A 13,642-nucleotide genomic window follows, 5' to 3' on the forward strand; every position below is an offset into this window, starting at 1 on the left:
ATTATGTTTTTAGTCGACTCACACTGCCATCTCGATGGCCTGGATTATCAATCCCTGCATAAAAATGTGGACGACGTGCTGGCGAAAGCCACCGCGCGCGATGTGAAATTTTGCCTGGCCGTGGCGACCACGTTGCCGGGTTACCGCTCCATGCGTGAACTGGTAGGCGAGCGCGATAATGTCGTCTTCTCCTGCGGCGTGCATCCGCTGAATCAGGATGAAGCGTACGACGTTGAGGATTTACGCCGTCTTGCCGCAGAAGAGGGCGTAGTGGCGATGGGCGAGACCGGCCTCGACTATTTCTACACCCCGGAAACGAAACCTCGCCAGCAGGAATCCTTCCGCAACCACATCCGTATTGGCCGTGAACTGAATAAGCCGGTTATCGTTCATACCCGCGATGCGCGCGCCGACACGCTGGCGATCCTGCGGGAAGAAAAGGTGACGGATTGCGGTGGCGTACTACACTGTTTCACTGAAGACAGAGAAACGGCGGGTAAGCTGCTTGATTTAGGCTTTTATATCTCGTTCTCGGGGATTGTAACGTTCCGGAATGCTGAGCAACTTCGTGATGCGGCGCGATATGTTCCGCTGGATCGTATTCTGGTGGAAACCGATTCCCCGTACCTGGCACCGGTGCCTCATCGCGGCAAAGAAAATCAGCCAGCGATGACCCGGGATGTCGCTGAGTATATGGCCGTTCTGAAAGGTGTCAGTATTGAAGAGCTGGCTCGCGTGACAACGGAAAACTTCTCCAGTCTGTTCCATATCGACCCCGCCCGCCTGCAATCTGTCTGATACGCCTGTTATTTTTAGGCTCGTAATTAATAAGTAAAACGAGTAAAGTTCACCGCCTCATTTGGGGCGGTGATGGCGTTTTTAGACACATCCAGACATGCTTTATGTAAATATCTGCAAGTTTTTTGGCCGTCTTGAACTGAAACGTGATAGCCGTCAAACAAACTCAGAGGGAATTATTTTACTCTGTGTAATAAATAAAGGGCGCTTAGATGTCCTGTCCACGGCGCGGTACTCCCCCCGGGCCAATGCGTGAAAACGTAAAAAAAGCACAAATACTCAGGAGCACTCTCAATTATGTTTAAGAATGCATTTGCTAACCTGCAAAAGGTCGGTAAATCGCTGATGCTGCCAGTATCCGTACTGCCTATCGCAGGTATCCTGCTGGGTGTCGGTTCTGCAAACTTCAGCTGGCTGCCAGCCGTAGTTTCCCACGTGATGGCCGAAGCAGGCGGTTCTGTTTTTGCTAACATGCCGCTGATCTTCGCTATCGGTGTTGCTCTGGGCTTCACCAATAACGACGGTGTATCCGCGCTGGCGTCCGTTGTTGCTTACGGCATTATGGTGAAAACCATGGCTGTGGTTGCGCCGCTGGTACTGCATTTACCTGCTGAAGAGATTGCCGCTAAGCATCTGGCGGACACCGGTGTTCTCGGTGGTATCATCTCCGGTGCGATTGCAGCGTATATGTTTAACCGCTTCTATCGCATCAAGCTGCCTGAGTATCTGGGCTTCTTCGCGGGTAAACGTTTTGTGCCGATCATTTCTGGTCTGGCCGCGATTTTCACCGGTGTGGTTCTGTCTTTCATCTGGCCACCAATCGGTACGGCAATCCAGACCTTCTCTCAGTGGGCGGCTTACCAGAACCCGGTTGTGGCGTTCGGTATCTACGGCTTCATTGAGCGCTGCCTGGTACCATTTGGTCTGCACCACATCTGGAACGTTCCATTCCAGATGCAGATTGGTGAATACACCAACGCAGCAGGCCAGGTGTTCCACGGCGACATCCCACGCTACATGGCGGGTGACCCAACGGCAGGTAAACTGTCTGGTGGCTTCCTGTTCAAAATGTACGGTCTGCCGGCCGCCGCAATTGCGATCTGGCACTCTGCTAAACCAGAGAACCGTGCAAAAGTGGGCGGTATCATGATCTCCGCAGCGCTGACCTCGTTCCTGACCGGTATCACCGAGCCGATCGAGTTCTCCTTCATGTTCGTTGCGCCGATCCTGTACATCATCCACGCGGTACTGGCAGGTCTGGCATTCCCAATCTGTATCCTGCTGGGTATGCGTGACGGTACGTCCTTCTCTCACGGTCTGATCGACTTCATCGTTCTGTCCGGTAACAGCAGCAAGCTGTGGCTGTTCCCAATTGTGGGTGCGGGCTACGCAGTGGTGTACTACACCGTCTTCCGCGTGCTGATCAAAGCACTGGACCTGAAAACGCCGGGTCGTGAAGATGCAACGGAAGACAGCAAAGCCGGTGCGACCAGCGAAATGGCGCCTGCTCTGGTAGCTGCCTTCGGTGGTAAAGAGAACATCACTAACCTGGACGCGTGTATCACTCGTCTGCGTGTGAGCGTTGCCGACGTTGCGAAAGTAGACCAGCCGGGTCTGAAAAAACTGGGCGCAGCGGGCGTCGTTGTTGCAGGTTCTGGTGTTCAGGCAATCTTCGGTACGAAATCCGATAACCTGAAAACCGAAATGGATGAGTACATCCGCAACAACTAAGCTGTGACCTGGGGAGACTAAGGCAGCCGAATGGCTGCCTTTTTTATTACTGCGGTTTGTGGTGCCGGGTGGCGCTGCGCCTTACCCGGCCTACGTGATGGGTAGGCCCGGTAAGCGCAGCGCCACCGGGCTTCTGTCACTCAGAAGTCGTAGCTCGCGCTCACCGAGACGTTCAGCGGCGCGCCATAAACCGCATACGATCCGACGTAGTCGTAATACTCTTTGTCGAACAGGTTGTTGACGTTCGCCTGCACCGCAAAATCTTTGGTGACCTGATAACGGCTGAACAGGTTCACCAGCCCATAGCTGCCTTGCTCCGCGCGGGAACGTCCTGCCGGGCCACCTTCCACGTCCGTCCACACTTTGTTCTGCCAGTTTACGCCACCGCCCACGGTCAGTTCCGGCAGCATTGGCAGCTGATAGCGGGTGAAGAGCTTCATGGTTGTGCGCGGCTGATCGGAGCTGACGGCGTTGCCATTCTTATCTTCTGCGATGTAACGCGTCGCGCCGAAGGTCAGCTGCCAGTTATCGGTCAGGGCACCGTTGAGCTCGAACTCGACCCCTTTGCTGACCACCCCGTCCAGCGATTCATAGATCGACTCACCGCTCGGCATGTAGGTATAGGTGTTGCTGGCTACGTTATCCTGCTCAATACGGAATATCGCCAGCGAGGTGGTGAGGCGGGTATTAAACCAGTCCGCCTTCACCCCGGCTTCGTAGCTTTTACCCGTGGTAGGGTCGAGATAACGTCCGCTGGCATCGCGCTTATCCTGCGGCTGGAAGATAGAGGTATAGCTGACGTAGGTCGACCAGTCCTCGTTGATGTCATACACCAGGCCGGCGTACGGCGTGACATCATCTTTGGTGCTTTCCAGACGGGTATTCGGCGATCCTGCCGGGTTATAACGAATGTTATATTGGGTGTAGCGCGCGCCCAGGATCAGGTGCAGCGGATCGGCCAGCGAGAAACGAGCCGACGAATAGGCTGAAGACTGGCGAATATCATCCTTGCTGTAGAGTTTCCACGGCGTCCACTGGGGATCGGCGATGTTCCCGTTCCAGTTCTTAAAGTTGCCGACATCAACCATGCCGTATACCGCATCCGGCATGGAGTTGTCGTAATGGTTACGCTGACGGCTGAAGCTGCCGCCGAACATCATTTCGTGCTGACGGCCAAAGAGATCGAAGCCGCCGCGCAGGAAGGCGTCAACCGCATCCTGTTTACGTTCCCCACGGTTCCAGCCGCCGTAACCCACCAGGCCCGCACCGGTCTCTTTATCCGGATAGCCGGACATATACATCAGTTTGGAGTCGAAGTTAGTTTCAGCGTGCATGCCGTTGATGTGCGCTTCCCAGCCATTATCGAAACGCTGAGTCAGGTTAGCGAAGATGCGGGTGCTGTCTTTATCTGAATAAGCCCAGTCAGGTGCGACGGTCTGGCTGCGATTGTAGTGGGTCTTACTTCCGTCGCTGTACCAGGTCGGCAGCCCACCCCATGTCGGGTCGGCGGTATGGCTTTCCTGATATTCATACCCTACCGAGAGGGTGGTGCTGTCGGTGACATCCGCGTCCATCACGCCGTAGAGGAATTTCTTCCGGTAGTGGTAGTTATCCACGAAGCTGTCGTTGTCCTGATAACCGGTGATCAGACGGCCTCGTACCTTACCTGACTCTACCAGCGGCGCCTGGAGATCCAGCACGTAGCGCTGCTTGTCCCAGCTGCCGTAGCTGGCGGAGACGTTACCTTTAAATTCCGGGCTGTCCGCGTGCTTACGCACCATATTAACGTACGCCGCCGGGTTGCCGGTGCCGGACATCAGGCCGGTGGCGCCGCGAACCACTTCGATGCGGTCATAAATCGCGGTATCCGCGGCGGTATCACCAAAGTTCCACACTTCACTGATGGAGGTTGGCAGGTCGTCATAGGCGTAGTTGCTGACGAAAAAGCCGCGTGAGTAAAACACGGTACGGTCGCTGTCCTGCACCTGGGCCGTAATGCCCGTGGTATTCGTCAGCACCTGTCCGATGGATTGCAGATTCTGGTCAGCCATACGTTGCTGGCTGATAACGCTGACGGACTGTGGGATGTCGCGGGGAACCAGCAACAGTTTGGTGCCGGTGGTGGTGGTTTTTACGCTGTAATCCTGATCCTGGCTGGCAGAAAGATCCTGTGTGTTGTCAAAACCCCCGTCTACGACGACGGTATCTTCGGTGGTTGAAGCAGCGAAAGCGGCGGTTGGCGTCAATGCCATAGCAATGCAGGCGGCCAGCAACGAAGGTGTTGCGGCAGGCTGATGTTGCCCATCCCTGGTGTGATTAATGAAAGACATCATCAAACCCTTAGTGAATGGTGAAGGTAATTCGCGACAGTCCCGCTAGCACGGGCTGACGTCGTTTTCTATGTTAAAAATGCGCATGAAAATGCAAATGCGAAATATACGCATTGTGATTAACGCTGTAAACAGATGTTTCGGAATGAACTGAAATAAGGTTTCAGAAAAGAAATGTCCTAAAGCGATGCCTCTTAAGCCAGATGGCGGATAATCAGGAAAGAAATCACGGGAGAAGGTTGAAAGGACAGGAGAAACTCGCTCATACTCTTGTCTTGTGTCACGCAGTAAATCAGACAATGTGTGTTAACAACGGACGCACGACGCCAGATTAAACTTAAAAGGAAAAGGTCATGGCTGAAGAAACGATTTTCAGTAAAATTATCCGCCGCGAAATTCCGTCGGATATTGTCTATCAGGATGAACTGGTCACGGCTTTCCGCGACATTTCTCCCCAGGCGCCGACGCACATCCTTATTATTCCCAATATTCTGATCCCGACCGTTAATGACGTTAAAACCGAGCATGAAGTGGCGCTGGGCCGTATGCTTACGGTAGCCGCGAAAATCGCAGAGCAGGAAGGGATTGCTGAAGACGGATACCGTCTGATCATGAACTGTAATCGCCATGGCGGCCAGGAAGTCTATCATATTCATATGCATCTGCTGGGTGGACGTCCACTGGGACCGATGCTGGCACATAAAGGTCTTTAATATGTTAACTGGGCGTATTGCAGCGCTGATCGTGACGCTGGTAATGGTTGGGTGCAGCGCGCGTCCCGCCATCCCGGTCAGTGAAGAACAGACGCTGGTGATGGAGTCCTCAGTGCTTGCTGCGGGCATCACGGCGGAGAAACCTTCGCTGACCATAAGCGAAATCCAGTCTTCAGCCTCCTCTACGCTCTATAACGAAAGGCAAGAGCCAGTGACGGTGCATTATCGCTTCTACTGGTATGACGTGAGAGGTCTTGAGATGCACCCGCTTGAGGCGCCGCGCAGCGTGACCATCCCGGCAAGATCGTCGGTCACGCTCTACGGCAGCGCCAGCTATCTGGGTGCACATAAGGTGAGACTTTATCTTTATTTGTAAGGAGTGAACCTTGATTAAAACAATGAGCCGTTATGCGCTCCTGAGTGCTTTTGCACTCTTTCTGGCGGGTTGTGTGACGCGAACGGAAGAACCAGCACCGGTAGATCAGGCGAAGCCGGGAACGGAACAGCCAACAACGCCAGCGCAGCCTGTTCCAACCGTGCCGTCTGTACCGACCATTCCGGCGCAGCCTGGCCCGATCGAACATCCGGACGACAGTGCACAGCCTGCGCCGCGAGTACGCCACTATGACTGGAACGGCGCAATGCAGCCGATGGTGGGCAAAATGTTGCAGGCACAGGGCGTTACGCCCGGCAGCGTGCTGCTGGTGGACAGTGTGAACAACCGTACAAACGGTTCCCTGAATGCGGGAGAAGCGACGGAAACCCTGCGCAACGCGCTGGCAAACAACGGTAAATTTACGCTGGTCTCAGCTCAGCAGCTCGCGGTCGCCAAGCAGCAGCTTGGTCTGTCGCCTCAGGACAGCCTGGGTTCGCGCAGTAAAGCGATTGGTATCGCCCGCAACGTTGGCGCGCAGTATGTCCTTTATTCTAACGCGACAGGCAACGTGAACACGCCGTCGTTGCAGATGCAGTTAATGCTGGTTCAGACCGGCGAAATTATCTGGTCAGGTAAAGGTGCCGTTACGCAACAATAAGCGCACGCGTCATGATGTCCTGACGCGTTATTTCCCTCAGTACCATGTTATCGCGCCGCAAGCCCCCGCCGGGCTTGGCGGCGCGAGTTGCATTATTGAGCGTGGCGACCATCGGCTGGTTTTACGTCAGCATCACGATGCCGCCGCGCCTGCCTCCCATTTTCGTCGCCAGTTCCGCGCCCTGAAGCGCCTGCCCGCCGACCTTGCGCCACAACCTCATCTCTTTATCAGAGACTGGATGGCGGTGGCGTTTATTGCGGGTGAGATCAAAAGCGAGCTTCCCGATACGCCTGCACTTGCAGCCATGCTGTATCATCTGCATCGCCAGCCGCGTCTGGGCTGGCGGGTAACGTTACTTCCTTTGCTGGATCACTACTGGCAGCAGGCTGCGCCTGGACGACGCACGCCCTACTGGCTGGCGCAGCTTAAGCGGCTGCGTAAAGCGGGAGAGCCGCAGGCGTTACGTCTGGCGCCGCTGCATATGGATGTCCACGCGGGGAATATCGTTCATACCACGGCAGGCGAGAAACTTATCGACTGGGAATATGCCGGAGACGGTGACGTGGCGCTCGAACTCGCAGCGGTCTGGATGCCTGATGAGGCGTCGCGCGAGCAGCTGATAACCGCCTATGCCCGAAACACCAACATCAATGCGCTCACCCTTGCGCGGCAGGTCGCGCGCTGGCGTCCGTGGGTTTTGATGCTGATGGCGGGATGGTTTGAAATGCGCCTTCAGCAGACAGATGACAAACAATTTATTGCGCTGGCAAATGATGCCTGGCGTCAGTTACAAACGAAAGGATAAGAGAGGTTGGTGTGGGTCCAGTAATGTTGGATGTTGAAGGGTTTGAGCTGGATGCGGAAGAGCGCGAAATTCTGGCGCACCCGCTGGTAGGGGGGCTGATTCTTTTCACCCGCAATTATCATGATCCGGCACAGCTACGCGAGCTGGTTCGCCAGATCCGTGCGGCGTCGCGCAATCACCTGGTGGTGGCCGTAGACCAGGAAGGTGGGCGTGTGCAGCGTTTCCGCGAAGGGTTTACTCGTTTACCCGCCGCGCAATCTTTTGCTGCGCTGCTGGGGATCGAAGAGGGCGGTCAACTGGCGCAGGACGCCGGCTGGCTGATGGCCAGCGAGATGATCGCCATGGATATCGACATCAGCTTCGCCCCGGTGCTGGACGTAGGACACATTAGCGCGGCAATTGGTGAGCGTTCGTATCATGACGATCCGCGTATTGCGCTGGCAATGGCGACGCGCTTTATTGACGGTATGCATGCTGCGGGCATGAAAACCACCGGCAAACATTTCCCGGGCCACGGGGCGGTGACGGCGGATTCCCATAAAGAAACCCCGCGCGATCCGCGCCCGGAAGCAGACATTCGCGCTAAAGACATGTCGGTTTTCCGCTCGCTGATCGCGGATAACAAGCTGGATGCCATCATGCCTGCGCACGTCATCTACAGTGAGGTCGATCCGCGTCCGGCCAGCGGCTCTCCACACTGGCTGAAAACCGTACTGCGTCAGGAATTAGGCTTCAATGGCGTAATTTTCTCTGACGATTTATCCATGGAGGGGGCGGCGATTATGGGTAGCTATGCCGAACGTGGGCAGGCTTCGCTGGATGCGGGTTGCGATATGATCCTCGTCTGCAATAATCGTAAAGGGGCGGTGAGCGTGCTGGATAACCTGTCGCCGATCAATGCTGAACGTGTTACACAATTGTATCATAAAGGTTCATTTAGTCGTCAGGAGCTGATGGACTCGGCGCGCTGGAAAACGGTAAACGCCCGGCTTGAAGCCCTGAACGAGCGCTGGCAGGCACATAAAGCAGCCCTTTAATTCATCCCGGAAGGCGTAGCGTGGTGAGACGATGATCATTTATTTACACGGTTTTGACTCAAACAGTCCTGGTAATCATGAGAAAGTGCTGCAATTGCAGTTTATCGATCCGGATGTCCGGCTGATCAGTTACAGCACACGTCATCCGAAGCATGACATGCAGCATCTGCTTAAAGAAGTGGATAAAATGTTGCAGCTCAATATCGACGATCGCCCGCTGATCTGCGGCGTGGGGTTAGGAGGATACTGGGCAGAGCGCATCGGTTTTTTGTGCGATATCCGTCAGGTCATTTTTAATCCTAACCTGTTTCCGAACGAAAACATGGAAGGCAAAATCGATCGCCCGGAGGAGTACGCCGACATCGCAACTAAATGCGTGAGCAATTTCCGTGAAAAGAACCGCGATCGGTGTCTGGTGATCCTCTCCCGCAACGATGAAGCGCTGAACAGCTCCCGCGCCGCCGAGCTTCTGCACCATTACTACGAAATTGTCTGGGACGAAGAGCAGACCCACAAGTTCAAAAACATTTCCCCGCACTTGCAGCGTATTAAAGCCTTTAAAGCGCTGGGCTGATCTCCCTGAACCTGATAAAGGCCCGGTACGTGAAAGCGTACCGGGCCTCTTTTTTGTCAGAGTTGTCTACTTTTAAACCATCAAAACTTGATACATATCAATTTTGGTATGACCAATGCGCCTGACGTGCTATTCTCAATGAATCTGAATGGTTTCAGTGCAGTAACCTGTTGTTAATTAAGGGTTATTTATATAACTTTTAATTAACAATTGGTTAATAATTTGAGGGGGTCACGTTGACTACGCCATTGAAAAAGATAGTGATTGTCGGCGGTGGTGCTGGCGGACTGGAGCTGGCGACACAGCTGGGTAAGAAGCTGGGTCGCGGTAAGAAAGCCAAAATCACGCTGGTGGATCGTAACCACAGTCATCTGTGGAAGCCGTTACTGCACGAAGTGGCGACCGGGTCGCTGGATGAGGGCGTGGATGCGCTGAGCTATCTGGCGCATGCGCGTAACCACCATTTCCAGTTCCAGCTGGGTTCGGTGGTGGATATCAATCGTGAAAACAAAACCATCACGCTGGCTGAGCTGCGTGATGATAAAGGCGAGTTGCTGGTTCCTGAGCGCAAGCTGGCCTATGACACGCTGGTGATGGCCCTGGGCAGTACCTCCAATGATTTCAACACCCCAGGCGTAAAAGAGCACTGCATCTTCCTGGATAACCCGCATCAGGCGCGTCGTTTCCATCAGGAGATGCTTAACCTGTTCCTGAAGTACACCAACAACATGGGTGCTAACGGCAAGGTCAACATTGCTATCGTGGGCGGCGGCGCAACGGGCGTTGAATTATCGGCGGAGTTGCACAATGCGGTCAAACAGCTGCACAGCTACGGCTACAAAGGGCTGACTAACGAAGCGCTGAATGTGACGCTGGTGGAAGCTGGTGAACGTATACTGCCTGCGCTGCCGCCGCGTATTTCCGGCGCGGCGCACAACGAGCTGACCAAACTGGGCGTGCGCGTGCTGACCCAGACCATGGTGACCAGCGCGGATGAGGGCGGCCTGCATACCAAAGACGGCGAATACATCCAGGCCGACCTGATGGTCTGGGCTGCGGGGATCAAAGCGCCTGATTTCATGAAAGATATCGGTGGGCTGGAGACGAACCGCATTAACCAGCTGGTGACAGAGCCGACGCTGCAAACCACGCGCGATCCGGACATCTTCGCCATTGGCGACTGTGCCTCCTGCGCACGTCCGGAAGGCGGATTTGTACCGCCTCGCGCTCAGGCCGCACACCAGATGGCAAGCCTCGTGCTGCATAACATCCTGGCACAGATGAAAGGCAAACCGATGAAAGCCTATGTCTACAAAGACCACGGCTCTCTGGTGTCGCTCTCAAACTTCTCCACCGTGGGCAGCCTGATGGGTAACCTGATGCGCGGCTCCATGATGGTGGAAGGGCGCATTGCCCGCTTCGTGTACATTTCTCTGTACCGTATGCACCAGATTGCGCTGCACGGCTACTTCAAAACCGGCCTGATGATGCTGGTTGGCCGCATCAACCGCGTGATCCGTCCACGCCTGAAGCTGCACTAATTTCTCTCTCCCTCCGGGCCCTCCGGAGGGAATTCTTAGCACATCATGCTGTGCATTTCCCTCCTGACGCTTAAGAGTTCTCTTAAACCCACGTTGTCCCGGCCAACAGCCCTGATTTTGATCCTTTATCTTATTGGCGAAGCGTTTATTGCGCTGCAAAATTGCTACCAATTGCAACAAAGGAGGAAGTCCCGTGAATAAATCAATGTTGGCGGGTATAGGGATTGGCGTCGCAGCTGCGTTAGGTGTGGCTGCCGTTGCCAGTCTGAACGTACTTGATCGTGGCCCGCAGTATGCGCAGGTGGTTTCCGCTACACCGATCAAAGAGACGGTCAAGACGCCTCGTCAGGAGTGCCGTAATGTTTCTGTCACCCATCGTCGTCCGGTTCAGGATGAAAACCGTATCGCTGGCTCCGTGCTGGGCGCGGTTGCTGGTGGGGTGATTGGTCATCAGTTTGGTGGCGGCCGTGGTAAGGATGTCGCGACGGTGGTTGGTGCGCTGGGTGGCGGTTATGCCGGTAACCAGGTACAGGGCGCGATGCAGGAAAATGATACCTACACCACAACGCAGCAGCGCTGTAAAACCGTGTATGACAAGTCTGAAAAAATGTTGGGCTACGACGTAACCTACAAAATTGGCGATCAGCAGGGCAAAATCCGCATGGATAAAGATCCTGGCACGCAGATCCCTCTCGACAGCAACGGTCAGCTGATACTGAATAACAAAGTGTAAAAAAGATGTTCTCTGAACTTAGCTCCTCATGCGCTCAGGCTGAGGAGCTTTTTTTTTGCGTCAGAGTTTAAGAAGTTCAGGCCACAGGCGCAGCGTTGTTTGCGTAATCCCCTGCAATTTTTCCAGCGTCGCGCCTTCACGGGCGCTGATGGACATCCCCTGTAAAATACAGCTCAGATACTGGGAAAGCTCCTGCGGACGGCAATGCGCCGGTATTTCGCCGCGCTGCTGACGCTGAGCCAGAAACGTGCTGAGCGTCTCCTCCTGCATCGCATGTCGCGATTTGACCGTGTTGGCAATCTCTTTAGACGATGCCGCGAGGGTCGCGGAGGTGTTGATCATAAAACAGCCCGCAGGCGTGTCCTTGCTGGTATAGCAGGTCGCGATTGCCGTGAAATAATCCTGCAATGCCTGCTCAACCGTTTTTTCTTCGCAGAACAGCTGGGCTTCATGTTTTGCCGCGAAGCGCGCGATGTATCTGTCCAGAACGGCCCGGAATAAGCCTTCTTTGTTGGTGAACTCTGCGTACAGGGTAGGGGCTTTCGCGCCCGTTGCTTCCACGAGATCGGAAAGCGACGTAGCTTCATACCCATGCTGCCAGAAGAGCGTCATAGCCTTATCGAGCGCCGCATCCCTGTCGAACACTTTTGGTCGGCCACGGCTTTTCTTCGCGCAACGCGTAACATCGGTTGTCATGTGCCGTTGGTCCTCTGTTGTTTTGTTGAATAGTCATTATAAAAATAAACGTCTGCAACGACCAGCGGTGATTTCTGAAAAATAATTTAATTTTATCTTTATGAAATATAAGGCAAATGAAATTAATTTAACGACCATTATAAAAATGGATTGACGTGTGACCTGGATCACATCTATCATTTACCTATCGATCGTTAACTAAATAACTAACGACCACTACATCATCTGCCTAAAGGTATAAAATCATGAAAAACGTTAAAACCCTCATCGCTGCCGCCGTTCTGAGTTCACTCTCTTTCGCAAGCTTCGCTGCTGTTGAAGTGCAATCCACGCCAGCAGACCAGCAGAAAGTCGGTACCATCTCAGCCACTGCCGGGACTAACCTGGGCTCTCTGGAAGATCAGCTGGCACAAAAAGCTGACGAAATGGGTGCCAAATCATTCCGCATCACCTCTGTGACCGGTCCTAACACCCTGCACGGTACCGCTGTTATCTACAAATAAGCGTAACGCAACCCTCCGTTATGCCACTGCAATAAAAACGCCCTGCTGATGCAGGGCGTTTGTCGTTATTACTGCTTTACATTGATTGCTGAGCAACCTCATGATGCCGCGTGACATCGGTTGGCATCCCCGAGCGCGCTTCCATCGCCCGCTCCATCACCGCGCCATCGGTATTGGCATTCGTTTTAAAGCTCACCATCGAGGCATTCAGATTAATCGGCAGCGTCTGCGGATCGTCATTGATGTTTTTCGATAGCGGCTGGTGGATCTCAACCAGACGGACGCCACCCGGCTCTTCAGACACTTTAATCGGCGTATTAATGATATTCACTTTCGTGCCAGGGGCGATCACGCGGTAGAGCGTTTTGATATCGTCATCGCGCAGGCGAATGCAGCCGGAGCTGACGCGCATCCCGATCCCGAAATCCGCATTCGTTCCGTGCAGAAGATAAACCCCACCGTATGCCGCCAGGCGAATCGCATGGTGCCCCATCGGATTATCCGGGCCAGCAGGCACCACGGCAGGCAGGTCGATACCTTGAGCTTTATAACGGGCGCGAATGTTTGCCGTCGGGGTCCAGGTTGGATTAGCGCGCTTATCAGAGACGGTGGTGACCATGGTAGGCGTGAGCGTATCGCCCCCCAACTGACCAATACCGATAGGGTAGACGGTCACTTCGTTCTTGCCCGGCGGGTAGTAATACAGACGCAGCTCGGCGAGGTTAATCACAATGCCCTGACGCGGCGCGTCCGGCAGGATGGTTTGCAGCGGAATCGTCAGTACGCTGCCTGCCCGGGGCACGTATGGATCTACGCCCGGGTTGGCCTGCAACAGCGCCAGGAACCCGACGTTATATTTTTTGGCAATCGCTTCCAGCGAACCGCCATCGTTTTCAACCACGTGAAAGCGGTTTTCACCTACGACGTTGCTGCCGGCAGGCGGAAGAGGCCAGGTATTGGCGCGAGCAGGGAGCGCGACGGCAACCGTCGCGGCCAGCGCAAACAGAGTTAACCAGCGGGTAAAACGCGAAGAAATCATCATTATCATAATCCATACAAATGATAAGGTTATTGTTTTATAAGGCGTTAATGATAATTATGGCGAATGTATAGTCGGGAAGTTCGGGCGAAGTGCAAAGAGTTTGTA

Annotated in this window: 14 protein-coding genes; 11 read left to right on the forward strand and 3 right to left on the reverse strand. The window is 54.3% G+C overall.

What is annotated here, in order from left to right; translation table 11 throughout:
* Positions 1-3: 3 nt before the first annotated feature.
* Positions 4-798: a metal-dependent hydrolase gene (locus tag RS584_RS08315; RefSeq protein ID WP_315749319.1), complete on the forward strand. Its 795-nt coding sequence runs from the start codon at positions 4-6 to the stop codon at positions 796-798.
* 297 nt (positions 799-1,095) lie between these two features.
* Positions 1,096-2,529 carry a PTS glucose transporter subunit IIBC gene (ptsG, locus tag RS584_RS08320; RefSeq protein ID WP_003857942.1) on the forward strand — a complete coding sequence of 478 codons (1,434 nt, stop codon included), beginning with the start codon at positions 1,096-1,098 and terminating at the stop codon, positions 2,527-2,529.
* A gap of 140 nt (positions 2,530-2,669) precedes the next feature.
* Here the strand turns inward: ptsG and fhuE are convergent, their stop codons facing one another.
* On the reverse strand, positions 2,670-4,859 hold the full coding sequence (gene fhuE, locus RS584_RS08325; protein WP_032670937.1) for a ferric-rhodotorulic acid/ferric-coprogen receptor FhuE: 2,190 nt from the start codon (positions 4,857-4,859) through the stop codon (positions 2,670-2,672).
* A gap of 353 nt (positions 4,860-5,212) precedes the next feature.
* On the opposite strand from fhuE, the gene hinT reads away from it, so the two are divergent.
* From hinT to RS584_RS08365, 8 genes are all read left to right on the forward strand, one after another.
* Positions 5,213-5,572, forward strand: coding sequence for a purine nucleoside phosphoramidase (gene hinT, locus RS584_RS08330; RefSeq protein WP_006809243.1), 360 nt, complete (start codon positions 5,213-5,215; stop codon positions 5,570-5,572).
* 1 nt (position 5,573) lies between these two features.
* Positions 5,574-5,948, forward strand: coding sequence for a YcfL family protein (locus RS584_RS08335; RefSeq protein WP_003857939.1), 375 nt, complete (start codon positions 5,574-5,576; stop codon positions 5,946-5,948).
* Positions 5,949-5,961: 13 nt separating this feature from the next.
* Positions 5,962-6,606 carry a penicillin-binding protein activator LpoB gene (gene lpoB / locus RS584_RS08340; protein WP_126340294.1) on the forward strand — a complete coding sequence of 215 codons (645 nt, stop codon included), beginning with the start codon at positions 5,962-5,964 and terminating at the stop codon, positions 6,604-6,606.
* Positions 6,587-7,411, forward strand: coding sequence for a thiamine kinase (gene thiK, locus RS584_RS08345; protein ID WP_315749321.1), 825 nt, complete (start codon positions 6,587-6,589; stop codon positions 7,409-7,411). Before lpoB ends, thiK begins: the two co-directional genes overlap by 20 nt.
* Before the next feature lie 11 nt (positions 7,412-7,422).
* Positions 7,423-8,448, forward strand: a complete 1,026-nt coding sequence (gene nagZ, locus RS584_RS08350; RefSeq protein WP_315749323.1) for a beta-N-acetylhexosaminidase — start codon at positions 7,423-7,425, stop codon at positions 8,446-8,448.
* A 31-nt stretch (positions 8,449-8,479) separates the two neighbouring features.
* Complete coding sequence (gene ycfP / locus RS584_RS08355; protein WP_315749325.1) at positions 8,480-9,022, forward strand: alpha/beta hydrolase YcfP; 543 nt, start codon at positions 8,480-8,482, stop codon at positions 9,020-9,022.
* Positions 9,023-9,258: 236 nt separating this feature from the next.
* Entirely contained in the window at positions 9,259-10,563 is a 1,305-nt protein-coding gene (locus tag RS584_RS08360) for an NAD(P)/FAD-dependent oxidoreductase (protein ID WP_017693633.1), read from the forward strand.
* 193 nt (positions 10,564-10,756) lie between these two features.
* Positions 10,757-11,296 carry a glycine zipper 2TM domain-containing protein gene (locus RS584_RS08365; protein WP_017384715.1) on the forward strand — a complete coding sequence of 180 codons (540 nt, stop codon included), beginning with the start codon at positions 10,757-10,759 and terminating at the stop codon, positions 11,294-11,296.
* A gap of 60 nt (positions 11,297-11,356) precedes the next feature.
* On the opposite strand, the gene RS584_RS08370 is transcribed toward RS584_RS08365, so the two are convergent.
* Positions 11,357-11,992 (reverse strand): TetR/AcrR family transcriptional regulator, encoded by a 636-nt coding sequence (locus RS584_RS08370; protein WP_015570813.1) that lies wholly within the window; start codon positions 11,990-11,992, stop codon positions 11,357-11,359.
* A 245-nt stretch (positions 11,993-12,237) separates the two neighbouring features.
* Here RS584_RS08370 and bhsA point away from each other — a divergent pair, with 245 nt between their 5' ends.
* Positions 12,238-12,495 carry a multiple stress resistance protein BhsA gene (bhsA, locus tag RS584_RS08375; RefSeq protein ID WP_006809234.1) on the forward strand — a complete coding sequence of 86 codons (258 nt, stop codon included), beginning with the start codon at positions 12,238-12,240 and terminating at the stop codon, positions 12,493-12,495.
* Positions 12,496-12,571: 76 nt separating this feature from the next.
* On the opposite strand, the gene RS584_RS08380 is transcribed toward bhsA, so the two are convergent.
* Positions 12,572-13,537 carry a L,D-transpeptidase family protein gene (locus RS584_RS08380; protein WP_023303432.1) on the reverse strand — a complete coding sequence of 322 codons (966 nt, stop codon included), beginning with the start codon at positions 13,535-13,537 and terminating at the stop codon, positions 12,572-12,574.
* Positions 13,538-13,642 lie beyond the last annotated feature (105 nt).

It is taken from the genome of Enterobacter sp. DTU_2021_1002640_1_SI_PRY_ASU_LCPMC_013 (assembly GCF_032389435.1).
Classification (GTDB): domain Bacteria; phylum Pseudomonadota; class Gammaproteobacteria; order Enterobacterales; family Enterobacteriaceae; genus Enterobacter; species Enterobacter hormaechei_C.